The 22,797-nt window shown below is 62.1% G+C and carries 19 protein-coding genes; 4 read left to right on the forward strand and 15 right to left on the reverse strand.

The window, feature by feature from the left end; genetic code table 11:
• The first annotated feature begins 67 nt into the window (after positions 1 to 67).
• Positions 68 to 1,288: an acetyl-CoA C-acetyltransferase gene (locus AC1Q6C_RS05465; protein WP_064114209.1), complete on the forward strand. Its 1,221-nt coding sequence runs from the start codon at positions 68 to 70 to the stop codon at positions 1,286 to 1,288.
• 5 nt (positions 1,289 to 1,293) lie between these two features.
• Here the strand turns inward: AC1Q6C_RS05465 and AC1Q6C_RS05470 are convergent, their stop codons facing one another.
• The 5 genes from AC1Q6C_RS05470 to AC1Q6C_RS05490 form a co-directional block, all read right to left on the reverse strand.
• Positions 1,294 to 2,490 (reverse strand): CaiB/BaiF CoA transferase family protein, encoded by a 1,197-nt coding sequence (locus AC1Q6C_RS05470; RefSeq protein WP_064114208.1) that lies wholly within the window; start codon positions 2,488 to 2,490, stop codon positions 1,294 to 1,296.
• A gap of 72 nt (positions 2,491 to 2,562) precedes the next feature.
• Positions 2,563 to 3,303 carry a 3-oxoacyl-ACP reductase FabG gene (fabG, locus tag AC1Q6C_RS05475; RefSeq protein ID WP_003940214.1) on the reverse strand — a complete coding sequence of 247 codons (741 nt, stop codon included), beginning with the start codon at positions 3,301 to 3,303 and terminating at the stop codon, positions 2,563 to 2,565.
• A gap of 42 nt (positions 3,304 to 3,345) precedes the next feature.
• Complete coding sequence (locus tag AC1Q6C_RS05480) at positions 3,346 to 4,512, reverse strand: acyl-CoA dehydrogenase family protein (RefSeq protein WP_064114207.1); 1,167 nt, start codon at positions 4,510 to 4,512, stop codon at positions 3,346 to 3,348.
• A 120-nt stretch (positions 4,513 to 4,632) separates the two neighbouring features.
• The gene (locus AC1Q6C_RS05485; protein WP_030537202.1) at positions 4,633 to 6,153 is read right to left on the reverse strand and encodes an acyl-CoA synthetase; all 1,521 of its coding nucleotides are present in this window, start codon (positions 6,151 to 6,153) and stop codon (positions 4,633 to 4,635) included.
• A 45-nt stretch (positions 6,154 to 6,198) separates the two neighbouring features.
• Entirely contained in the window at positions 6,199 to 6,996 is a 798-nt protein-coding gene (locus AC1Q6C_RS05490; RefSeq protein ID WP_003939812.1) for an enoyl-CoA hydratase, read from the reverse strand.
• A gap of 109 nt (positions 6,997 to 7,105) precedes the next feature.
• Here AC1Q6C_RS05490 and AC1Q6C_RS05495 point away from each other — a divergent pair, with 109 nt between their 5' ends.
• Positions 7,106 to 8,536: a coniferyl aldehyde dehydrogenase gene (locus tag AC1Q6C_RS05495; RefSeq protein ID WP_007729546.1), complete on the forward strand. Its 1,431-nt coding sequence runs from the start codon at positions 7,106 to 7,108 to the stop codon at positions 8,534 to 8,536.
• Between the two features lie 36 nt (positions 8,537 to 8,572).
• Here the strand turns inward: AC1Q6C_RS05495 and AC1Q6C_RS05500 are convergent, their stop codons facing one another.
• The 9 genes from AC1Q6C_RS05500 to AC1Q6C_RS05540 form a co-directional block, all read right to left on the reverse strand.
• Entirely contained in the window at positions 8,573 to 10,495 is a 1,923-nt protein-coding gene (locus AC1Q6C_RS05500; protein ID WP_492666414.1) for an SEC-C domain-containing protein, read from the reverse strand.
• A 35-nt stretch (positions 10,496 to 10,530) separates the two neighbouring features.
• The gene (locus AC1Q6C_RS05505) at positions 10,531 to 12,423 is read right to left on the reverse strand and encodes an SEC-C domain-containing protein (RefSeq protein ID WP_217017883.1); all 1,893 of its coding nucleotides are present in this window, start codon (positions 12,421 to 12,423) and stop codon (positions 10,531 to 10,533) included.
• A gap of 18 nt (positions 12,424 to 12,441) precedes the next feature.
• Entirely contained in the window at positions 12,442 to 13,119 is a 678-nt protein-coding gene (locus AC1Q6C_RS05510) for a GAP family protein (RefSeq protein WP_054826843.1), read from the reverse strand.
• 49 nt (positions 13,120 to 13,168) lie between these two features.
• Positions 13,169 to 14,722, reverse strand: coding sequence for an acetolactate synthase large subunit (locus AC1Q6C_RS05515; RefSeq protein WP_492666415.1), 1,554 nt, complete (start codon positions 14,720 to 14,722; stop codon positions 13,169 to 13,171).
• A gap of 150 nt (positions 14,723 to 14,872) precedes the next feature.
• Positions 14,873 to 16,447, reverse strand: coding sequence for a polyamine aminopropyltransferase (locus AC1Q6C_RS05520; protein ID WP_064074246.1), 1,575 nt, complete (start codon positions 16,445 to 16,447; stop codon positions 14,873 to 14,875).
• A complete protein-coding gene (locus tag AC1Q6C_RS05525; RefSeq protein ID WP_042448576.1) occupies positions 16,447 to 16,950 on the reverse strand; it encodes a DUF350 domain-containing protein in 504 nt (167 codons plus the stop codon). Before AC1Q6C_RS05525 ends, AC1Q6C_RS05520 begins: the two co-directional genes overlap by 1 nt.
• Positions 16,947 to 17,324, reverse strand: coding sequence for a DUF4247 domain-containing protein (locus AC1Q6C_RS05530; protein WP_042448578.1), 378 nt, complete (start codon positions 17,322 to 17,324; stop codon positions 16,947 to 16,949). Before AC1Q6C_RS05530 ends, AC1Q6C_RS05525 begins: the two co-directional genes overlap by 4 nt.
• A 26-nt stretch (positions 17,325 to 17,350) precedes the next feature.
• Positions 17,351 to 17,851: a DUF2617 family protein gene (locus tag AC1Q6C_RS05535; RefSeq protein WP_042448582.1), complete on the reverse strand. Its 501-nt coding sequence runs from the start codon at positions 17,849 to 17,851 to the stop codon at positions 17,351 to 17,353.
• Complete coding sequence (locus AC1Q6C_RS05540; RefSeq protein ID WP_050654601.1) at positions 17,848 to 18,480, reverse strand: DUF4178 domain-containing protein; 633 nt, start codon at positions 18,478 to 18,480, stop codon at positions 17,848 to 17,850. The genes AC1Q6C_RS05535 and AC1Q6C_RS05540 overlap by 4 nt, the downstream gene beginning before the upstream one ends.
• Before the next feature lie 171 nt (positions 18,481 to 18,651).
• Between AC1Q6C_RS05540 and AC1Q6C_RS05545 the strand changes: the two genes are divergently transcribed.
• Together AC1Q6C_RS05545 and AC1Q6C_RS05550 are read left to right on the forward strand one after the other, a co-directional pair.
• Positions 18,652 to 19,965, forward strand: a complete 1,314-nt coding sequence (locus tag AC1Q6C_RS05545; protein ID WP_158170437.1) for a YhgE/Pip domain-containing protein — start codon at positions 18,652 to 18,654, stop codon at positions 19,963 to 19,965.
• A gap of 99 nt (positions 19,966 to 20,064) precedes the next feature.
• A complete protein-coding gene (locus tag AC1Q6C_RS05550) occupies positions 20,065 to 21,441 on the forward strand; it encodes an NAD-dependent succinate-semialdehyde dehydrogenase (RefSeq protein WP_065351444.1) in 1,377 nt (458 codons plus the stop codon).
• A 155-nt stretch (positions 21,442 to 21,596) separates the two neighbouring features.
• Here the strand turns inward: AC1Q6C_RS05550 and glf are convergent, their stop codons facing one another.
• The gene (glf, locus tag AC1Q6C_RS05555) at positions 21,597 to 22,787 is read right to left on the reverse strand and encodes a UDP-galactopyranose mutase (protein WP_492666514.1); all 1,191 of its coding nucleotides are present in this window, start codon (positions 22,785 to 22,787) and stop codon (positions 21,597 to 21,599) included.
• Between the last annotated feature and the right edge of the window lie 10 nt (positions 22,788 to 22,797).

A 22,797-nucleotide genomic window follows, 5' to 3' on the forward strand; every position in this document is an offset into this window, starting at 1 on the left:
CGGTGGGCCCTTCGATCGGCCCGTTCACGCGACGCATTCCCCACTCTCCTCGAGACAGGCGCATTCCATGCACGACGCAGTCATCTGTGAACCCGTTCGCACCCCGGTGGGCGGATTCGGCGGAGTCTTCAAGGACGTTCCCGTCACCACACTCGCCGGCACTGTTGTGCGTGGCCTCGTCGAACGAACCGGCATTGCGTCCACCGATGTCGACGACGTCATCTTCGGTCAGGGGTACGCCAACGGAGAGGCCGCGGCCATCGGACGAATCGCGGCACTCGACGCCGGTCTGGACGTGTCCGTTCCCGGAATACAACTCGATCGCCGTTGCGGTTCGGGATTGCAGGCGATCATCTACGCCGCGATGCAGGTACAGACCGGGATGAGTGATCTGGTCATCGCCGGCGGCGCAGAAAGCATGAGCGGAACCGAGTTCTACTCCACCGACATGCGTTGGGGCACAAAGCGCCCTTCCGTCGAGTTCCACGACCGATTGGCCAAACCGCGCACGAACTCCGGCGGAGTCAACTTTCCGGTGGAAGGCGGCATGATCGAGACCGCCGAGAACTTGCGCCGGGAGTACTCGATCACCCGCGACGAGCAGGACCGATACGCGGTGCGATCGCACGAACGGGCCGTTCACGCCCAGGACAGCGGGTATTTCGACGACGAGACCATTCCCGTTTCGGTGCCCGGACGCCGTGGTGAGCAGACAGTCGTCACCCAAGACGAGCATCCGCGCCGAGGGATACAACTGTCCGATCTTGCTGCACTGCGCCCCATTCGAGGTCGCGTCGACCCCGAAGCAACAGTCACCGCCGGAAACGCCTGCGGCCAGAACGACGCCGGAGCTGCGGCCATCGTCACCACTGCGGCCAACGCCGAACGGCTGGGCCTGCGGCCGTTCGCGAAACTGGTCAGCTGGGGTGTGGCCGGTGTGGAGCCGAACCGGATGGGCATCGGACCGGTGCCTGCCGTGGCGAAGGCTCTCTCCCGTGTCGATCTGTCGCTGGACGACATCGACCTCATCGAAGTCAACGAGGCCTTCGCCGCACAGGTTCTCGCGTGCGCCAAAGCCTGGGGATTGAGCGCGCGGGACATCGAAGAACGCTTCAACGTCAACGGTTCCGGAATCTCGCTCGGACATCCTGTCGGCGCTACCGGTGGGCGGATCCTCGCCAATCTGCTGCGCGAACTCGACCGGCGCCAGGCACGGTACGGGATCGAGACCATGTGTATCGGTGGCGGACAAGGGATTGCCGCGGTGTTCGAGAACCTGCGACGCTAGAAGCGTTAACCGATCGATCCGTCGCGGCGAAGTTCCGCGATCCGGTCGCCCGTAAGTCCCAACTCGGCCAGCAGAGAATCCGTCTGCTGGCCGAGTGCCGGAACGTCACCCATGCGCATTTCGACATCCGAATACGTCATCGGAGGCAGCACGGCATCGATCGGACCGTTCTCGGTGCCCACGGACCGCCACCTGGCACGCTTCTCCAGCTGCGGATGTTCCAGCAGACCGGCCATGTCGTTGAGTGCCGCGGCCGGAACACCAGCGGCGGCCAGACGCTGATCCAGATCTGTCGTCGAGTACAGACGCGTCAGAGAGCCCACCAATTCGTCCACCTCGCCACGGTTTTCGACGCGCACGATGTTGGTGCGGTAACGCGGATGATCGACCAGATCCTCTCGCTCGAACACGTCCACCATCAGCGCTCGCCATCCACGATCGTTCTGGACGCCGATCAGGATTTCGCCGTCGGCCGTGGGATACGAATCGTAGGGAACGATCGCGGCATGGCCGAGTCCGACACGTGGAATCTGCCTGTCCGCATACATTTTCATGTACATCGGATGGCCCAGCCACTCGACGGTGGAATCGAACATCGAGACCTCGACGAGCGCTCCCTTGCCCGTTCGCTCTCTACGGAACAGGGCGCTCAGAATCGAAGTCAGCGCGTACATTCCTGCCGCGATGTCGGAGACCGGGATGCCGGTCTTGGTGGCCGTCTCCGGTGTGCCTGTCACGGAGATCATTCCGGTCTCGGCTTGGACCAACATGTCGTAGGCCTTGCGCTCGCGCCGCGGGCCGGCACTGCCGTAGCCGGACATGTCGATCACGATGAGCCGTGGGTATTTATCGCGCAGTTCCTCCGCGCCGAACCCCAGTCTCGCGGCTGCGTCGGGAGCCAGGTTCTGCAGGAACACATCGGCTCGCGCGACCAGATCGAGAAGGATCTGCCGGCCGGCTTCCGACTTCACATCGACGGCGATCGATTCCTTGGAACGGTTGAGCCACACGAAGTGTGATGCCTGACCGTGAACCGCCTGGTCGTAGTGACGCGCGAAGTCACCCTCGCCGACGCGTTCTATCTTGATCACCCGCGCACCCATGTCCGCGAGATGTCTGGTGGCGAGCGGTGCCGCCACCGCCTGTTCGAGTGCAACTACGGTGATTCCGTCGAGCGGAAGATCCGAGTTCGGCTGTCCCATGTCAGTAGTCACCCCAGAAGTTTTACACCCAGAATTCTCACACTCTGAATTCTTGCACTCGAACAGGACGGATCAGATGTGGCGGCCGCCGGTGATCTCGAGAACCGTGCCGGTCATGTAGCTCGAGAGGTCGCTCGCGAGGAACAGCACAACCGAGGCAACTTCCGAAGGCTCGGCTGCGCGCCCCATCGGAATCTCGGCAAGCTTCTCGTTCCAGATCCGTTCGGGCATCGCCTCGGTCATCGCCGTGCGGACCAGTCCGGGCTGAACGGCGTTGACGCGAACGTTCTTGAACGCGACCTCTTTTGCCGCGGCCTTCGTCAGACCGACGATCCCGGCCTTCGCGGCCGAGTAGTTGGTCTGCCCGAGCATGCCCACCTTGCCGGAGATCGACGAGATGTTCACGATCGCGCCCGTCTCACGCTCGCGCATGCGGGCGGCGGCAGCGCGTGTTCCGTTCCAGGCGCCCTTGAGGTGAACGGCGATCACGTCGTCGAAGTCCTGCTCGGTCATCTTCCGCATCGTGGCGTCGCGCGTCATGCCGGCGTTGTTGACCATGACATCGACTGGACCGAAAGCGCTTTCGGCCAGATCGAGCATGGCCTCGACCTGTCCGGAGTCACGCACGTCGCAGGAAGCGAAACGGGCGACCGACTCTCCACCGAGTTCGGCGACCGCAGCCGTTCCCACGGTTTCGTTGATGTCGCCGAGAACGACGGTCGCGCCTTCCTTGATGAAGGTGCGCGCAATTTCGAGCCCGATGCCCTGGGCTCCGCCGGTCACTACCGCAACCTTGCCGTCCAACAATCCCATGTCCACTCCGTTCGTGAGGTTAAAGCTCGTCTGGAAAATGTGTCAGCGCTGGTTTTGCTTTTTCGCTTGCGCCACGAGCCCACCACCGAGAATCAGACGCTGGATCTCGCTGGTTCCCTCGTACAGGCGCAACAGGCGAACTTCACGGTAGATACGTTCGACCGGAACACCGCGCATGTACCCGTTGCCCCCGTGGATCTGCACGGCGAGATCTGCGACCTTGCCCACCATCTCGGTGCAGAAAAGCTTTGCCGCCGAAGGCCCGAGACGGCGATCCTCACCGCTGACGTACCGCGCGGCCACCTCGCGCACCATCGCACGCCCTGCCATCACACCGGCTTGCTGGTCTGCCAACATCGCTTGAACCAGCTGGAAGTCACCGATCGCGGTGCCGCCCTGTTCCGTGACCACGGAGAACGCGACAGATTCGTCGAGCGCTCGCTGTGCTGCTCCCACCGAAAGCGCCGCGATATGGACTCGTCCGCGCGCGAGAGACGTCATCGCTGCGCGGTATCCGGTGTCCTGGTCGCCACCGACGAGGGCCGACTCGGGAACCCGGACGTTGTCGAAGGTGACCTCGGAGGTCCAAGCACCTTCCTGACCCATCTTCTTGTCCTTGGGACCGACCGTGACACCTGGCGTGTCAGCCGGAACCAGGAACACTGCAATTCCCGGACCATCGGAATCCGCCGGGCGAGTGCGCGCGAACACCACGAACAGCTGCGCCAGTGGAGCATTGGTGATGAACCGCTTGTTGCCGTCGATCACCCAGTCGGATCCGTCCAGCACTGCCTTGGTCCGAAGGCCGGCCGGGTTGGAGCCCGCGCCCGGTTCGGTGAGAGCAAAGGAAGCCACGACATCACCGGAGGCGATGCGCTCGAGCCACTGAGCCTTCTGCTCGTCGGTACCGAAGCCGACCAGCACCTGCCCGGCAATTCCGTTGTTGGTACCGAACATCGAACGCAGCGCCAGAGACGTGTAGCCGAATTCCATTGCCAGTTCGACGTCTTGGGTGAGATCGAGTCCGAGCCCACCCCATTCCTGAGGGATCGCGTAACCGAAGAGCCCGATAGCTGCGGCCTTCTTGCGTATGTCCGCAGGAATGGCGTCGGTGTCGGCTATCTCCTGCTCACGCGGAACTACTTCCTTACGGATGAACTCCCGCGCAGTCGCCAAGATATCTGCGAAGTCATCTGCGTCGACCTGCATTCCCACCACTCACCTTGCTGTTTCCGAAGTCCATGCCGTCCCCCGAAGTCAATACCGTGAGGCAATCGGAGTCAAAGACCTGAAAACGAACCGAAGGTAAGGCAGAACCTATAGCAAGCTTCAGACGGTGCGCAGTTCCCGCTTCAGTAGCTTGCCGCTCTGGTTGCGCGGAAGCTCGGCCACGAAACGGACATGCTTGGGCACCTTGAACGGAGCGATTCGCTCCTTGACGTGGGCAATCAACGCCTCGGGCGTCAACTCGTCGTTGCCGTCCTTGAGCACGACGATCGCGGTGACGGCCTCGATCCACTTCTCGTCGGGCGTACCGATCACGGCAACTTCTGCCACGGCGGGGTGCGTGTAGACCGCATCTTCGACCTCGCGTGACGCCACCAGGATGCCGCCGGTGTTGATGACGTCCTTGATCCGGTCGACGACCGTGATGAAACCTTCTTCGTCCCGCACGACCAGATCGCCCGAATGGAACCAGCCGTCACGGAAGGCCTCGGCGGTGGCTTCCGGATTCTCCCAGTAGCCGTTGCACAGCTGCGGTGAGCGGTAGAGAACCTCGCCGGACTCACCGTCGGCGACATCGTTTCCGTCGGCGTCGACGACGCGGGTTTCGACGAAGAACACCGCGCGACCACAGGAAGACGGGCGATCAGCATGCTCGCTGGGCTGGAGAACTGTTGCCAGTGGGCCGATTTCGGACTGGCCGAAGCAGTTGTAGAAACCGATGTCCGGGTAGCGCTCGCGCAGACGATTGAGCACGGTGACCGGCATGATCGAGGCGCCGTACTGCGCCTTCTTCAGCGACGACAGATCGCGGGTCTCGAGGTCCGGATGGTTGGCCAGCGGTACCCACACGGTCGGCGCCAGGAACAGCGATCCGATCTTTTCGGCTTCGACACGGCGCAGGATTTCCGGGATGTCCGGCGCCTGCATCAGACTGACCGTCGCGCCGACGGACAGGTACGGCAGCATGAAGACGTGCATGCCCGCGGAGTGGTACATCGGCATGCAGATCAGCGGGTTGTCGTTCTTGTCGAGGCCGAGCGCGATCACCGAGGACACGTACTCGTGAACCAGTGCACCGTGAGACATCATGGCGCCCTTGGGCTTCGAGGTGGTGCCCGAGGTGTACAGGAGTTGCGCCAGATCGGTCGACGTCGCACGCGGTTCGAAGACCGGCACCTCGCCTGCCTCACCGATCGTGACGACGGACAGTTCCGCGTCCCGCAGTGCGATCACGTGATCGAGATCGAGGTCGGAGCGTACCGAGTCGAGTGTCGGCGCCAATGCCGGATCCACCAACACCGCGCGGGCGCCTGACTGCGCCACGAGGTACCGGAGTTCCTCCCCCTTCAGTGCGTAATTGACGGGAACATGCACCAAACCTGCTCGTGCACAGGCAAGAAATCCGATTGCATAGGCGTCGGAGTTGGTTCCGTATGCCGCGACGCGGTCGCCTTGTTCGAGCCCCAGACCGAGCAAGTAGGCGGCGACCCGCGTCACCGCGTCGTCGAGTTCGCGGTAGGTGCGAGTGCGATCTTCGAAGACGACGGCTACACGGTCGGGGTACTTGGCTGCCGAGCGCCGAAGCACTCCGTCGACAGTGTTGGTGCGTGGATCCAGGCTCATGCGCCTCAGGTTATAGGACGTCCAACTAAACCGGAAGAGCGATCGTTACTTATTGCGCCATTCGGGCTTTCGCTTGTCCACAAAGGCCTGCATACCTTCCTGAGCGTCGCAGGTCACGGCGTTGGTTGCCATAGTTTCCGCCATCGCCTCGTACGCCTGCGCTTGCGGCAGATCGATCTGGCGATAGAACGCCTGCTTACCGATCTTCACCGTCAAGGGGCTGGCCGTCGTGATCTTGGCGGCCAGTTCGCGCACCTCTCGGTCCAGGTCTTCGGGCGCGACGACGAAGTTCACCAGGCCCCAGTCCGCAGCGGTGTCGGCGTCGATCGTCTGCCCGGTGAGCAACATCTGCATCGAGCGCTTGCGCCCTACTGCCCTGCTCAGCGCCACCATGGGCGTCGAGCAGAACAGTCCGATCTTGACGCCCGGCGTGCCGAAGACAGCATTCGACGCAGCAACAACCAGATCACACGACGCGGCCAGTTGGCAGCCCGCCGCGATAGCCGGGCCCTGTACTGCGGCAATCACCGGCTGCGGAATCCGCTGTACGGTCTCCATCATCTCGGTACAGCCGTCGAAGATCGCCCGCTCGTCCTCGAGGGTTCTCCCGATCATCTCCGTCAGATCGTGTCCGGCGGAGAACACCGGGCCTTCGGCGCGCACGATCACGACCCGCACGCGCTCGTCTACAGACAATTCGACAAGGGCAGCCGTCACCTCACGCATGGTCTCCGCCGAGAGCGGATTGCGCCGCGCCGGCCGATCGAGCGTCAGGAAACCGAGTCCCACCGATTCCTCGACGGAAATCTTCACTGCAGTGTCTTCTACCTGTGTCTGCGACATGTGTTCTCTCTACCAATCGAATCCGTCCCGGTCAACGAGACGAAAAGGGCATCCACTCGCACCGCGTCGATACGGTCCGGTCAATACTTCGCCACTACGAGGAGTGCCCATGAGCACCGATGCCGCCGTCACCACTGATCTCGAAGAGATTCTGCGCGCTCAGCAGGAAGCAACTCGAGCCGCTGGTCTTCCGTCCGCGCAGACACGACGCGAGCGCATTCAACGCGTCGTCGATCTCCTGGTGGCAAACCACAAGGATCTGACCGAGGCGATCAACGAAGACTTCGGCGGCCGAATCCCGGCCTACTCGGTGATGAATGACGTTCTCGGGTCGATGGTTTCACTCAAGCACGTTCGTGATTCGCTCGAAGAGTGGATGATTCGCTCACCGAGAGCTACCGGAGCGATGCAGGACCAGTTGGGTGCCACGGCGTACGTGTCGTACCAGCCGAAGGGTTCGATCGGCATCATCGGAACCTGGAATGCTCCCCTGTTCACTCTCCTGAGCCCGCTCGCCTGCGCCCTCGGAGCAGGAAATCGCGCCGTTCTCAAACCGTCGGAGATCGTGCCCAATACTGCGGCCGTCCTGGCCGAGGCGGCGCGTCGAACTCTAGACCCCGTGGAGGTCGCGGTGGTGACCGGCGGCCCGGAAGTCGCTGATCTGCTGACGTCGCTGCCTTTCGACCACCTCGTCTTCACCGGCAGCACGACCGTCGGAAAGCTGGTCATGGCCAATGCTGCGAAGAACCTGGTGCCGGTCACCCTCGAACTCGGCGGCAAGTCACCGAGCGTCTTGAGCCGCAGTGCCGATATCAGCTCTGCTGCTTCGCGTTTGGCTATCGCGAAGTCCACCAACGCCGGTCAACTCTGTGTCTCTCCCGATCTGATCTACGTTCCGCGCGAGAACACGGAAGCATTCATCGACGCGTTCACCGACCAGTTCACGGGACTGTTTCCCACGATTGCCGACAACAAAGACATGGTCTCGATAGTCAGCGATCGTCACCTCGCACGCATCGAGGGGTACATCGCGGACGCCGAAGAACGTGGGGCACGAATCATCACCGTTCCCGACGAAGAACTCTCCGCAGACACTCGTCGTCGCCCACTGCGAATCGTGGTCGACCCTCCGACCGACGCGCAGATCATGAAGGAGGAGATCTTCGGGCCGGCCGTCGTCGTCTTGCCGTACGACCAACTCGACAACGTCGTCGCCGACATCAATTCACGACCGAAACCGTTGGCGCTGTATTACTTCGGAACCGATCTGGACGAGAAGGAATCCGTACTCGAACGCACCGTCTCGGGCGGCGTCACCATCAACGACGCGATGTCTCACCCCGGGCTGAGCGACGCACCCTTCGGCGGCGTCGGAGCTTCGGGCATCGGGCACTACCACGGCCGTGAGGGTTTCCTCGAGTTCAGTCACGCGCGAACGGTATTCGAAGCAGCGCAGCATGACCCACGCGGTGAATGGGGAATGCTCCCGCCGTACGGTGAGGGTTTCGAGCAGATGATGTTGGCTCAGGTAACGCCCTAGGGCCTCCGGCCCCGTGCGCCTTTTTGGTAGTTCGCGCTACCGGAAAGGCGCACCGGCAAGGCCGCGACTGAGGAACTCCACCAGCTGACCCGGCTCGGTGTCCTCGGACTCGATCAGTTGGATCAACTCCTTCTTGTCGTCTACCGCAAGCGGTTCGATGCCACCGAACGTGCGCATCGTGGACCCGGCGGGGAGAACACGAGCACACACGAGTGTGCCTGGCTCGAGGTTCAGCGAGCCCCACTCGTCCGTGACCTTCACCAGATGCCCGTTGCGGACGTCGCTGAGGGTCACCAACTGTCCCGACTCCGTCGAGGCGACCTTGTACACCGAGCGCGGAATCGACAACCACTGATCGGCCAGTTCGCGTTCGTCGGCAGGCAGCAGTTCTCCGCGGCGCTCGACAAAAGCCGCGAAGATACCCGCATCGAACAAAGCAGCGTCGACGGCCAAACCACCTTCGACGGCCAGCGTCAGTGCTTCTTCGCTGTTGAACTGCTCGGCACGGATGAGCGCAAGATCGAACACGGCGTCGAAGTACTCCGGCGTGCGCGAGAACAACTGAGCCTTGACGTAGAGCCAGCTGGCCCGGTCGTCGAACGTCACCTCGGACTTACCGAGATGGCAAACCTTGAACTTTCGCCCGGAACCGCACCAGCACTTGTCATTTCGTCCGAGTTCGGGGTGCTCGGCCGGGGCGTAGCGCTGAAGAACCTCGTGCAGAACCTCGGACTCGCCACCCTCGATTCGGCCCAGCAAAGCCAGCGCGCGCGTCACATCGCTTCGATCGGCGGCCAGTAGCGCCAGATCGAAGATCGCGGGAGTCCAGTCGGGATCTAGATCGTGCGCTGATTCGTACGACGCCTCAGCGGCCAGGATCTTGCCGAGACGATCCGAAGCCTTGCCCGCCAGCCAGTGCGCTGCCGGCTTGACACGACGCGACCCTTTTTCGGCGAGAGCAGTTGCAACAGAATGCAATACGGAATCATGATCGTCGAGTTCGGACAACAGCTCCAACGCTGCCGCAGCCGCGGGCGGCTCGGCGAGGCCGGCGAAGGCCTGCGGATCCTCCTTGATCTGCTTGCGCGCCCAGTCCGAGACATCCTCGACGCCTTCGGCTTTCGCGGCCATGACCACATCGACGAAGGCGATCACCGACGCGGCTTCTTCGGGGTGCAGATTCTCGCGGACCTCGAGCATGCGGGCCCGGTTCGCCAGGTGGTATGCCTCGAAATCGAATCCGTCGACCGCAACGTAGTCACCGTCGCGGACGTAACCTGACGCCTCGAGCATCTCGCCCAGCGGGGCGGTCGGCTGACGGAACAGCGACGGCTCGTCGAGCATCAACTGCCAGACAATGGCATCGAGGGTGTCAGCACCGATGTCGGCAAGGACCGTCGCCAGGTGCTCGCCGAATCCGGGTGCGGGATCCAGTACCTCGGGGATGGTGCAGAGCGTCAGCTCACGGTCAGCGACGAACAATCCGATCAAGTCACCTGCCGAGCACTCGGCAAGGGTGTCGGTGTCGAGTAGAAAGCCTTCGTCGTGTGGGAACTCCGGATCTTCGATCCCACGATCAGCCAACAGGTCGTCGTCTATCCCGCGGTGCACGACGCTGATGCCATGAATCTCGTCGTCGTCACGATCGAGGAACACCCGCAGCATCATCAGATCGGGGTTCGCGTCGAGAACGCCGGACTTTATTTCGGCTTCGGTGAGCCGATGGGTCAGCACTCGATGCTCGAACAACGTGTCGAGTGCGGCGTACCGCTCCTCACTCAAGTAGCCGAGCAGTGGGTCCTCGACGTACTCTACGAATTCGGCCATGTCCTCGGCTGTACCGTGGCCGGCATCGGCCAACAGGGTGCCCCAGTCCGCCGCTGTCTGCGGGCCGTGCTCACGCAACAACTCCATCGCGGCTTCGGCGATCAAGTCATTGGCATCCATCGGTTCGTTCACCTATCCAACTTTAACGGGGTCGACTCGATACATCGTCACCGGTCATCGGTCGAGTGATCGGCGCCTCCACGCAACTCGCGCACCAGTTCTTCGGCCTCGAGATCTTCGGAAGCGAGAACTTCGAGTACCCTCGCAGCCTGCGATTCCGTTGCCATGACCACAACACCCACCGCAAACGCGCCAGTGGGGGCCGTCAGGACCCGAGCACTGATCACATCACCTGGCTTGCCTTCGACCGAGTGAGCAACCGTGACGGTCTCCTTGGACCCACGATCGAGCAGCACGACGCCGGTGTCGGACGTTTCGATCACCTCGTACACCGACCTCCGGATTCCGAGCCACTGTGCGGCTGTCACAACTTCCGCCTCCGGAAGTAGTTCGCTGCGTCTGGCCAAGAATTCGGCAAAGATTCCACCCTCGAACAGAGCGACGTCCAGTGCCGATCCGTCGAAGATCGTGGCCGCGATCAGTTCGTCCTCGGAGAGATTTTCGTTTTCGAGATCGTCGAGCCCGGTCACGATGTCGACGAATTCGGAGGCAAACGCAAACAGGCATGCCTTCTTGTACAGCCACCGACCGTCCGCCTTGACGGATTCATCGGCCTTTCCGAGGTGGCAGACCTTGTATTTGCGGCCGGAACCGCACCAACACTTGTCGTTTCGCCCGAGTTCCGGGTGATCGGCTGGGACGAAGTCCTGCAGTACGGCGTAGAGATTCTCTTCGGTTCCGCCGTCGATCCGCCCGAGCAGTGACAGCGCCCGGGTCGCATCGCCGCGGTCCGACGCAAACTGAGCCAGCTCGAACAAGGCCGGACCCCAACCGGATTCGGCAAGGAGCGCTTTCTCGTAGTGCGCCTCCGCTTCGAGGACGCGCCCCAGCCGATCGACGGCCTTACCGGCGAGCCAATGAGCCGCCGCCCTGACCGACCGTGGCCCTCGCTCGGCCAGTTCGGAGGCAAGCGCTTCGAGGATTGCGTCGGTCACCGGGTCCTGATTCCGAAATCCGAGATCGAACACGGCCACTGCAGCACCCGGATCTGCCAGTGAGACAAAAGAGTCCGGAGCAGCGCTCACATGACGGTGGGCCCAGTCCGCGATATCGAAGTCGGCGATGACCGCGTCGGTGTATCCGCGGTCCGCCAGATCGACAAACGCAACGGCAGAGACTGCCTCGTCGTGGGTCAGGTCGTAGGTACTGGCCACCAAGGCTGTCCGAATCTGCAGGTCGTAGGCGTCGAAGTCGAATCCCCGCCGAGCCAGTAGCTCACGCTCGTGCTCGTAACCTGCCACCTCGAAGATCTCACCCAGCGGCGCAACAGGAACCGTGAAGAGTGACGGATCCTCGATCAGGAGTTGCCAGCACACAGAATCCAGGGCCTCGACTCCGTCCTCCTCGAAGAGTTCGCCGAGCGCCGGAGCAAGATCGGGTTCGTCCTCGATCTCGACCAGACGAAACGCAAGTGTTCCGTCTTCGACAGCCAAGCCGACGAGATCACCGTCGGCGCACTCGCCGAGGGTTCCGGCCGGAAGTACCACAACTCGTCGACTCCGGAAGGGAGCAGCTCCGCGTTCGGAGGCTGCTTCTTCCGCCAGGGCCACCCGGATCGCCCCGTCGTCGTCGCCGAATGCCAAGATCGGTTCCAGGTCGGGGCTCGCGTCAAGGATGTCCGACGCAATTTCGACTTCGCTGAGCCGGTGAGTGAACACGAGCCCTTCGAGGACCGTGTCGAGAGCGACGTACTTTCCGTTGGGCAGGTACCCGAGCATCGGTTCGGACAGGTACTCGAGTACATCGGCCAACTCGGTCGCAGTTCCGTACTCCTCGAGATGGGTCGCCCACTCTTCGAGACTCAGCGGGCCTTGCTCGCGCAGAACAGCCAAAGCAGCGGAGGCAATGGAACCGGCAGCGTCGTCGTCGAAATCAGTCACCCGCCAATGGTAGGCGACCTATTGCAGCCCACTGAGCCCCTCGCCCAGCACGGTCGCACCGAGGATCGTCAGGATGACCGTCATCATCACCGCGTTGTTGGCGGTCATCCATGCCTTCGCGGACGCGAGGATCTCGTCGGCACGCTTGCCGGAGAACACCTTCACCAGGATCGGCGACGCGATGCCGACGCTCGCGATGACCGTGAAGATCACCGCGGCAACAATCTGTTGGGCAACGACATTCGTGGCGACCGCGATAGTGGCCGCACCGGATACCGCCAGCGCTGCATTCTTGGGATTGACCGCCGCGGACAAGAACGCCAACCCGAACGCCTTCCGCGGAGTCAACCCGTCGACGCTCTTCATCCACTTCGGAACTGTCGGCTCACTCCCGTTTCGCGGACGCGCGCGCCACTGCTTGTATGCCAAGCCGAACAGGACAAGACCCAACACGATTCGTACGACACTCGACCACACCGAAGTCTGCGACGACTGCGACTCCGCGAACGAGTAGTCCGCGATCACGATGGTCGCTGCAACGACTGCCGAGATTCCGAGGACCCACCCGAGTAGAAAAGATGCCGCCCCTCGATGTGCTCCAGCGGTGATCATGACGAGCACGATCACCGCCATGGGCATCGAGACGAAAAGCAGGCCGAGGGCAATCGGAAGAGACAAACCGATCGCAGCTAGCACCGAAAACCTCCAGTTGAATGCACGATCGACGATCGATTCGAGGTCGAAATCACGACGTCGGAGGCAGCATGACCTCGATGAGATGCGGGCCGGGTTCCGCCAGCGCTGCGGCAAACTGTTCGGCCAACTCCTCCGCTGTGTTCGCCCGCGACGCGGGCACTCCCAACCCCTCGGAGATCTTGACGTAGTCCATGTTCGGAGATGACAGATCCAGCATCGACTGTGCGACGACGCCGCCACCTTCTGCGCCGACTCGTTGCAGTTCGCCACGCAGGATGGCGTATGCGCGATTGTTGAGCAGAATCGTCGTGACGTTCAACATCTCTCGCGCCTGCGTCCACAACGCCGTGATGGTGTACATCGCGCTTCCGTCGGCTTCGAGATTGATCACCGGTCGCTCCGGCGCTGCCACAGCGGCGCCCGTCGCCACCGGGATGCCCTGGCCGATGGCACCTCCGGTGAGCGTGAGCACGTCGTGGCGCGGCGCTCCGGCAAGGGCAATCGGGATCGCCCAACCGGAAGTCGCCGCCTCGTCGGAGATGATGGCGTCGCCTGGCAGCAGGGCGCCGATCACGTCGGCCCAATTTCGAACGTCCAGAGGCCCGCTCGGCAGCGCCGGCCGATTCGCTTCCTGCAAAACAGGTTCGACTCCCGGTGCCACGAGTTCGGCCACTGCCTCCAGTGCACCGGCAACATCGTCGCCGACGCTTGCCAGCGTTGTCACCGCAGCACCCTCCGGTGCCAGATCGCTCGGTTTTCCGGGATACGCAAAGAACGAGACCGGCGAAACCGCTCCGGCCAGAACCAGCTGAGTTGTTCCGCGAAGTTGTTCGGTGGCGTGCTCGGCGAAGTATCCCAAGCGCTCGAATGACGGTAGCCCCGCACCTCGTTGAAGCCTGGCTGGAAAAGTCTCGATCAGAATCTGGGCACCGGTCGCGACCGCAATTCGGGAAGCGGCGCGCAGCCCAGCTTCGGAACAGGCTGCGCCGCCCAGCAGTAGCGTGGCGCGACCCTCGGCATTGAGCGCGCCCACCACCGAGTCGATCTGTGTTGCAGAAACTTCCGCCCGCCCCGGTATGTCCCGAGGACCCGCAAGAACTCCACCTTCGCCCCACGAGACGTCGGCAGGGAGGACAAGTGTGGCAATGCGTCCGGGCGGATTCAACGAGGCGGCAACGGCGTCGGCCGCGTCGCTACCGACGGTCGCGGTGGATTCGGAACGTCGACTCCACCCCTCCAACCATTCGGTCAGCGCATCGATGTTCGATTCGAGAGGAGCGTCGAAACCGTGGTGGTAGGTCGCGTGGTCCCCGACGATGTTCACGATCGGTGTGTGGGCGCGGCGCGCGTTGTGAAGGTTCGCCAGTCCGTTCGCCATACCGGGGCCCAGATGGAGCAGCGTCGCGGCAGGCTTTCCGGCGATCCGTGCGTAGCCGTCCGCGGCACCGGTCACGGCGCCCTCGAACAAGCCGAGTACCGCCCGCATCTGCGCAACGGAATCGAGTGCGGCGACAAAACGCATCTCGGACGTTCCTGGATTGCCGAAGCACACCTCGACGCCCGAGTCGACCAGGCTTTGGATGAGCGACTGTGCACCGTTCATTTCGATCACCTCTTCTTCATGAAAAGCTGCGAATGCTTCCTGCGCTTCATCGTGAGCAACCGAACTCCCGGTGCGTGCTCCTCGATCCGAACAGTCATCCGTACCTCCGTCGTGGCCGAGAGTCTCGATTCAAGCTACTCGGTCGGGAGTTCAGCGTTCATAGCCCTTGCGCATATCGTCGACGATGCGTGGCCGGTCGAGCGTCGAGGGTTCCAACTCCCGCCTCGGGCGATCGCGAGGAAACACCGAGGCCGACGCCAGCGTCGGCTCGTCGAGGAACCGTAGTTCCGGCACATCAGCGGGCAGACGAAGCTCGGGCGGCGTGGAACCTCTTTGCGCGAGCACATATCCCCAGTCACCGAAGCTCGGCACGAAAACGTGATAGGGCGAGACGCTCAGTCCGACAGCCGATACCGTCGACACCGTTCTCCAGTACGCATCCGGTGTCGAGTACGGGCTGCCGGACTGGACGACCATCAGCCCGCCCGGATTCATCGCGGCAGCGGCAAGTCCGTAGAACTCCATCGAATACAAGCGGCCGAGTGCGGGGGTGTCGGGATCTGGGAGGTCGACGATCACCGCATCGAAACCCGGTTCCGGACGCTCTCGCAGCCACCGAAACGCGTCGTCGAGTACGACGTCCACCCGTGGATCCTCGAGCGCTCCCTCGTTCAGATCACGAAGACGCGTGTTGGCCAACTCGATGACTGCCGGATCGAGTTCCACTTGAACGATCTGCTCGACGCTGTTCATTCGCAGCACTTCCCGTGCAGCGAGGCCGTCACCGCCGCCCAGAATCAGCACGCGCCGGGGGTCGTTCACCAGGGCCGGATACACCAGCGACTCCGTGTACCGATGCTCGTCGACACTGGAGAACTGCAGGTCTCCGTCGAGGAACAGGCGCACGTCGTTCCCCCGCTCGGTGACGACGATTTCCTGGTACACCGATCGCTCGGCGGCCACCACGGGATCGGTGTAGAGCCGCTGCCTCGACGTGGTCTCGATGTCCGACGCTGCGATCAGCAACCATCCGATCAAACTTGCTGCCAACAGCATTGCGACGACGGCGATCGATCGTGCGCGCAGGCTGAGCTGCCACCGAAGGAGTATCAGCGCGACCACTGCCGCAGCCACGAGATTGATCATGCCGGTGAGTGCGGCACCGCGAATCATTCCCGCCCACGGCAACAGTACGAACGGCCACAGCAGACCACCGATCAATGCGCCGAGGTAGTCGGCGGCATTGAGGTTGGCCAGTACCTTTCCGGTGCTCTGTGCGTCGTTGTCGCTGCGACCGGACTGCAAGAGCGTCATCAGCAGAGGCACTTCGGCACCGACGAGGATGCCGATCAGCGCGGTCGCCGCCACCAGAACTGCTGCGCTGGAACCGAAGAACGTGAAGGTCACGTACAGCGTGACGGCACTGAATCCGCCGATCAGCCCGAGCAGTATCTCGACCGTCACGAACGAAACGGCAGCGTGTCCCAGCAGAGGTTTGGCGGCCAGCGCTCCGATACCCAGAGCCGCAACAAATCCCGCGACGATCAACGACGTCTGGGTGATGCCGCCGCCGGTCAGACTCACGCTGAGTGTCAACAGGGCCAGCTCGTAGATCAGGCCACACGCAGCGCACGCCGCAACAGCCGCAAGGAGAAGGACGCGTGCGCGCGGGCCGAGCATCGTCGAACGCTCGTCAACTGTCACATCGGGATCAGCGGCAACCATCAGGTGAGCGCTGCGGCGTTCACCAAACCGATGGACAGCAAGCTCACACCCACAGCCCACGCGGCGCCACACATCTTCGGATCCTGCACCAGCGCAACCAACTTGCCGGGAAGGAATGCGTTCATCAATCGCAGCGCGATCGCTTGCAACACGATCGCGAACAGTCCGTACACCGCGGAGTCGGCGAGTCCCTGAGCAAAGCCGTCCGAACTGGTCAGGATTGCCGTCACCACGATGATCGCCAGCGCAAGATGATTGGAGGCCAACAGAATCGCAGCGTTCGGGTTCTTGTCGACGTAAACCTGGTGGCGGAGATTTCCGGGTGTCATGAGGTCGAGGACCAGGAATCCCGTCGCCAGAACCGCTGCACCGACGACGAAGTAGGCGAGGGTGCCGAGAACGCCCCCGACGAGCAATGCCGGATCCACCGTTCCGATCTCGACGGAAGTGGATGCAAAGATGTTCGTCACGCCGTTCTCCTTCTCATTGAGCATTACCGTCATTTGGCACTACCCGAGCCGCCGCTGCCACTGCTTCCACCCGCCGGGGATCCCGGGTTGAAGCCCGGTCCCAGGTACGCGTATCCGCCGCTGCGATACGTGCCGTCGATGTCCTCTACCTTGATGGTGCTGCCACCGCCCGAAGCCGAACTGACAGTGACGATGTCGTCGTCGTAGCGCAGGTATTCGTTGCCGCCGTCAGCACTTCGCGCCGCTGGTTCGTCCGCGTCGACAATCCGTGAGACGGTCGTGCCCACTGGATCTTTCGACGAGTACAACACGACGTCGCCATCCTGGGACGTCTTGGAATAGTTGTCCGCGATGAAGTCTTTGGCTCCACCACCGCACGCCGACAACATAATTGCGGCCGCCAGCATCACCGGAGCAAACCACGTCCGCCCCCTCACGGGCGCCACCTACTGCGCGTCTTCACGATCACTCCTGTCCCCTCCCCCGGGTACAAATGCCAACTCTGCCAACTCCACCCCTGGCGGTCTCGCACGCCACACAACGCGGTCAACGCTGTGTCGTCGCCGGGAAAGGATCCGCAGATCCAACCGTCCTGGCCGGCGGACTCTCTCAACGATGCAGCTTCCGAATCGAATTCGACTCGGTCCAGGATCAGCGAGGAAGACTCGAACCGGTAGTTTTCCGTGGACTCCACTGCCGGCAAGGGTTCACCGCCGGCGGCAAGAGCATCGCACGAAACCTGCTCGGTCAGTTCCTTTCCCGACGCCCAGGCCGTCACCACGTGCGAAGCCCCGAGCACTCCGAGTGTCAGCGTCGCGTCGGAAGTTCCGATCACCAACTCGGCGAGGGTCGGTGGCGCAGGAGCTCCCAGTACCAACCCCAGTGCCGAGGCATCCACGTCGGTCGGCTCCACGTCGAGTAGATACAGGCTCATTCCGGGGGGCCCGAGTGGATGACAGTGAGTTCGCTGCGAGTGACCGCCCGTCCCGTGGAAACCTCCCACGACTGTCCGCGCGCCCACTTCTCGAATGCAATCAGGCCGGTCTTGTCTGCGGTCGCATAGTCCGCGTATTCCATCGAGCCGGAAGGGGCCGTACCCGTCGTACCCTCGGCCGTGAACTTCGCCGTTCCACTTTCGATCTTGCGGTGAACCTTGTCGTCGAGAATGACGTCGCCGTTCGGGACCAGGTTGGTTCCTTCTCGACGCATCCAGAGAGTCATCTCCAATTCGCCCTCGTCGTCCTCGACCGTCAACCAACGACGACCGGTCGAACCGTCGAGAAGGTGCTCACGCCAGATGTACCCCTCTTCGTCGAGCGTGATGGTCCCTCGAACAACATGGTCGATACCCGCGTACGTGATGATGTCGCCGACCCCGATCTTGTGGGGGTCGTACACCTCGGGATAGTCGGCGAGCGGGTCGACGCGAGCATTCGGCTTACCCTGGCGTCCACGCAGGACCACAAACACGACGGCAGCGATCACTACGAGTATCAGGACAACTATCAGCACGTTGGTCAACGGTTTCTCCGAAATCGTCTCGGCAGGGTTGCCGCGGGCCATACCCTACCGATCCGTTCTCAGCCTTTTCGGATGAGACTGCCGGCAATCCGGCCTGTCGCCGACCGGACAGGTCTCCAGCGCCGCGGGCAGATCGAAAGACTGCCCCGGCGCACCTTTGCGTTTACGCTCAGCCCGAGGAACTCCGCGCGAACGAAAGCCGGTCGACTGACGATGAGCAAGAACACGGAGCCGTCTGCCCGCACCGTCATGCACACACCACGATTCTGGTTGACACCATTGATAGTGGTCACCCTGTTGATGTCTGCGCTGGCAGCGTTGTACATGGGCGGAATACTCGACCCCAAGAAACACCTGGACCAGTTCCCGATCGCCCTGGTCAACCAGGACGAGGGCGACACCCTCCCCGGTGGCGACCCCGCCGACCGCAAGAACTTCGGAAACGACATCGTCGCCGGCCTCGAAAGCGGAATCGACCACCAGAAGATCGACCTGCAGCAGATCGGTATCGCCGAAGCCCAATCGCGGTTGAACTCCGGAACGCTGTACGGCGCGATCGTGATTCCCAGTGATTTCACGAAGAGGACGATCATCCTGGCGGAGGCCAGCGTCGTCGCCGGTGAAGTAGAGCAACCGATCATCACGATCTACACCAATCCTCGCGCCGGTTCCGTCTCGGCATCGCTGGTCCAGTCGATCGGAACCACAGCCCTCGCCTCGGTCAACAAGAACATGGGCGAGCAACTCACCGCCCTTGTCACCGCGCAGTTGGAAGCGGGAGGCACCGGAACCCAGATCTCCGGAGCGAGCCGCCTGCTGCTCGAAAACCCGGTGAACGTACTCACGGTTGCCCACGATCCGCTTCCCGACGGAACCGGATTCGGTTTGGTGGCATTCTATTTCGCGCTGCTGTTGGTCCTTGCGGGATTCACCGGAGCAACCGTGGTCAATTCCTTGGTGGACGGCATGCTCGGATACGCGCCTACCGAATTCGGTCCACTCTTCGTTCAGAACGACGTTGTGGGTATCAACAGGTTTCGAACGCTGCTCGTCAAATGGGCATTCATGATCGTGTTGTCCGGCATAGTCTCCGCGTTGTTCCAGTGGATCAGTCGCGCCCTCGGAATGCCGGTCACTCACGGGCTTGCATTGTGGGAGTACGGCGCGCTGGTCATCACAGCGGTGGGCATCACGGCGATGTCGGTGATGGCCGCGTTCGGCTCGTTGGGCATGTTGATCAACCTGTTCGTGTTCGTCATTCTCGCGCTGCCCTCGTCCGGTGGCACCATCCCCCTCGAAGCCAGCCCCAGGTTGTATGCCTGGCTGGCGCAATTCGAGCCGATGCACCAGATCTACATGGGCACGCGATCGATCCTGTTCTTCGGCGCACGCGGTGAGGCAGGCCTGCTGCATGCCGTCTGGATGACGTTGGTGGGTCTACTGATCGGCGTCGTACTCGGCATCGTGACCACCCGTTTCTACGACCGCAAGGGCTACGAGCGCACCCATCGCCGCAAGGTGGCGTGACATAGTACCCAGCCGGGATTTGATCGAAACCTGTTGAGCCGATTCAATGTGATTGCGCGTTTCGGGAATCTTCGAGCCCCTTCCGCACGTTGTACAACTATGGCTAATTACAAAACAGTCAATCCCGCGACAGGTGAAACCGTCAGGGAATTCGATACTTTGGATGACGCCGGAGTTGAAGCCGCACTTGCGAACACGCATCGCGGCTACTTGACCTGGCGCAACAGTGCGCCACAGCAGCGTGCGGCAGTCCTGAGCAAGACCGCCGAACTGTACACAGAGCGCGCAGACGAACTGGCCCGAATGATCTCCTTGGAGATGGGTAAGCCGGTCCGCGAGGCCAAGGGCGAAGTACAACTCTCGGCCGCGATCTATCAGTGGTATGCAGACCACGGTCCGGCACTGCTCGAGGAAGAACGACTCGACGTTCCCGGGGCCGAGGAGTCGGTTGTGTACCGGCGACCGATCGGCGCTCTCATCGGCGTCATGCCGTGGAACTTCCCGTACTACCAGGTCGCCCGCTTCGCGGCACCGAATCTGATGCTCGGTAACACGATCATTCTCAAGCACGCATCGAACTGTCCGCAGTCGGCGCTGCTGATGGAAGAGATTCTGCGACAAGCCGGATTGCCGGACGACGCCTACGTCAACGTCTTCGCGACCAACGAGCAGATCGCGGACATGATCGCCGATCCCCGAGTTCAAGGTGTGTCACTGACCGGCAGCGAACGCGCCGGAACCAGCGTCGCCGAAACTGCCGGACGCAATCTCAAGAAGGTCGTCCTCGAACTCGGCGGATCAGACGTGTTCATCGTCCTCGATTCCGACGACATGGATGCCACCGTCAAGTCCGCAACCAAGGCACGTCTGTCCAATGCCGGCCAGGCCTGCAACGCGGCCAAGCGTTTCATCGTCACCGAAGATTTCTACGACGACTTCACCGACAAGTTGGCGACGTCCTTCGAATCCGTCACTGCCGGTGACCCGTTGGACGAATCCACAGTCTTGGGTCCGCTCTCTTCGCAGGGCGCGGCAGACACTCTGATCGAGCAGATCGACGACGCTGTGTCCAAGGGTGCCACGCTGCTGACCGGTGGAAAGAAGATCGACGGCCCGGGCGCCTACGTTCAACCGACATTGCTCGCAGACGTGACACCGGACATGCGGGCCTACAGCGAAGAACTGTTCGGACCTGCCGGAGTCGTCTACAAGGTCAAGTCGGCCAGCGAGGCTGTGGAACTTGCCAATTCGTCGGTCTACGGTCTGAGCGGATCCGTCTGGAGCAGCGATCTCGATTCCGCCCGGTCGGTCGCTGCAGATCTCGACGTGGGAATGGCGTTCGTCAACGAGCACGGAACGACGTTGCCCGGTCTGCCCTTCGGCGGAGTCAAGCGCTCCGGAGTCGGCCGCGAGCTGGGTCCGTGGGGAATGGACGAGTTCGTCAACAAGAAGCTGCTCCGCGTCTCGAAGAAGTAGTTCGACACAGAAGTAGTTCGACACAGAAGTAGCTCGGCGCAAAGGAAGGCCCTGACCTCGATGGGGCGGATTCCAAGGGTCGTCGCAACACTGTGAGTGTTTGACGCATCGTAAGCGACCCGCAGTCGTTGCAGCTGTTTAGCTCCGGGGAGCGGTCAATCTATCGTGCCGTCGAGAGGACGTCCTTCGGCGAAGAACGGTGTGATCTTGTTGTCGAATACTGTGAGGGCCGATCCGATGGCCATGTGCATGTCGAGGTATTTGTAGGTGCCCAGACGGCCGCCGAAGAGGATGTTGGACTGGGACGCTTCCTGCTTGGCCAGTCGCCTGTAGCGTTCGAGCTTTTCCCGATCATCAGGCGTGTTGATCGGGTAGTACGGCTCATCTTCTTTCTCTGCCGCACGGGAGTACTCGCGCACGATGACTGTCTTGTCCGCGGGATAGTTTCTCTCGGGATGAAAATGACGGAACTCGTGAATTCGGGTGTAATCAACGTCGTCGTCGGCGTAGTTCATCACCGGCGTACCCTGAAAGTCGCCCACCGGCAACACTTCCCGCTCGAAGTCCAGGGTGCGCCAACCGAGCCAACCCTCTGAATAGTCGAAATAACGGTCCAGAGGTCCGGTGTAGATCACGGGAGTGCCGGCGACGATGTCGTCGCGTACTTCGAAGAAGTCGGTGTCGAGGTGGACGTCGATGTTCGGGTGATCAGCCATCTTCGTCAGCCAGGCTGTGTACCCGTTGGTGGGGAGCCCTTCGTAGGTGTCGTTGAAGTAGCGGTTGTCGAAGTTGTAGCGAACGGGGAGTCTGGTCAGGTTCGCGCTGGGGAGTTCTTTCGGGTCGGTCTGCCATTGCTTCGCTGTGTAGTTCTTGAAGAACGCCTCGTAGAGAGGGCGTCCGATCAGAGAGATTCCCTTTTCTTCGAAGTTCTTCGCGTCCCGCGATTCGATCTCGGACGCGTTCTCCGATACCCACGCGCGGGCTTGCTCGGGTGTCAAGTATCGGCCGACGTACTCGCAGATTGTGGCGAGGTTGATCGGCATCGAATACGCCTGGCCCTGATGGATGGAGAAGACGCGGTGCTGGTAGTTGGTGAAGTCGGTGAACTGGTTGACGTACTCCCACACACGCGTATTCGAGGTGTGGAACAGGTGAGCGCCGTACCTGTGGATTTCGATACCAGTCTCGGGTTCGACTTCTGAGTAGGCGTTGCCGCCCAGATGGTTTCGGCGCTCGAGAATGAGCACACGCTTGCCGAGTTGGGTGGCCACGCGTTCGGCGATCGTGAGGCCGAACAGGCCGGATCCGACAACGACAAGGTCATATCCCGAGTAGTCCACGGAAATCCACTCTAGC

The organism is Rhodococcus sp. MT28, from assembly GCF_058792695.1.

Excerpts from the sequence above, each read along its gene's own strand:
- AC1Q6C_RS05465 (WP_064114209.1), top strand. The coding sequence starts at position 68 with ATGCACGACGCAGTCATCTGTGAACCCGTTCGCACCCCGGTGGGCGGA.
- AC1Q6C_RS05470 (WP_064114208.1), bottom strand. The coding sequence starts at position 2,490 with ATGGGACAGCCGAACTCGGATCTTCCGCTCGACGGAATCACCGTAGTT.
- fabG (WP_003940214.1), bottom strand. The coding sequence starts at position 3,303 with ATGGGATTGTTGGACGGCAAGGTTGCGGTAGTGACCGGCGGAGCCCAG.
- AC1Q6C_RS05480 (WP_064114207.1), bottom strand. The coding sequence starts at position 4,512 with ATGCAGGTCGACGCAGATGACTTCGCAGATATCTTGGCGACTGCGCGG.
- AC1Q6C_RS05485 (WP_030537202.1), bottom strand. The coding sequence starts at position 6,153 with ATGAGCCTGGATCCACGCACCAACACTGTCGACGGAGTGCTTCGGCGC.
- AC1Q6C_RS05490 (WP_003939812.1), bottom strand. The coding sequence starts at position 6,996 with ATGTCGCAGACACAGGTAGAAGACACTGCAGTGAAGATTTCCGTCGAG.
- AC1Q6C_RS05495 (WP_007729546.1), top strand. The coding sequence starts at position 7,106 with ATGAGCACCGATGCCGCCGTCACCACTGATCTCGAAGAGATTCTGCGC.
- AC1Q6C_RS05515 (WP_492666415.1), bottom strand. The coding sequence starts at position 14,722 with ATGAACGGTGCACAGTCGCTCATCCAAAGCCTGGTCGACTCGGGCGTC.
- AC1Q6C_RS05520 (WP_064074246.1), bottom strand. The coding sequence starts at position 16,447 with ATGGTTGCCGCTGATCCCGATGTGACAGTTGACGAGCGTTCGACGATG.
- AC1Q6C_RS05525 (WP_042448576.1), bottom strand. The coding sequence starts at position 16,950 with ATGACGGTAATGCTCAATGAGAAGGAGAACGGCGTGACGAACATCTTT.
- AC1Q6C_RS05530 (WP_042448578.1), bottom strand. The coding sequence starts at position 17,324 with ATGCTGGCGGCCGCAATTATGTTGTCGGCGTGCGGTGGTGGAGCCAAA.
- AC1Q6C_RS05535 (WP_042448582.1), bottom strand. The coding sequence starts at position 17,851 with ATGAGCCTGTATCTACTCGACGTGGAGCCGACCGACGTGGATGCCTCG.
- AC1Q6C_RS05540 (WP_050654601.1), bottom strand. The coding sequence starts at position 18,480 with ATGGCCCGCGGCAACCCTGCCGAGACGATTTCGGAGAAACCGTTGACC.
- AC1Q6C_RS05545 (WP_158170437.1), top strand. The coding sequence starts at position 18,652 with ATGAGCAAGAACACGGAGCCGTCTGCCCGCACCGTCATGCACACACCA.
- AC1Q6C_RS05550 (WP_065351444.1), top strand. The coding sequence starts at position 20,065 with ATGGCTAATTACAAAACAGTCAATCCCGCGACAGGTGAAACCGTCAGG.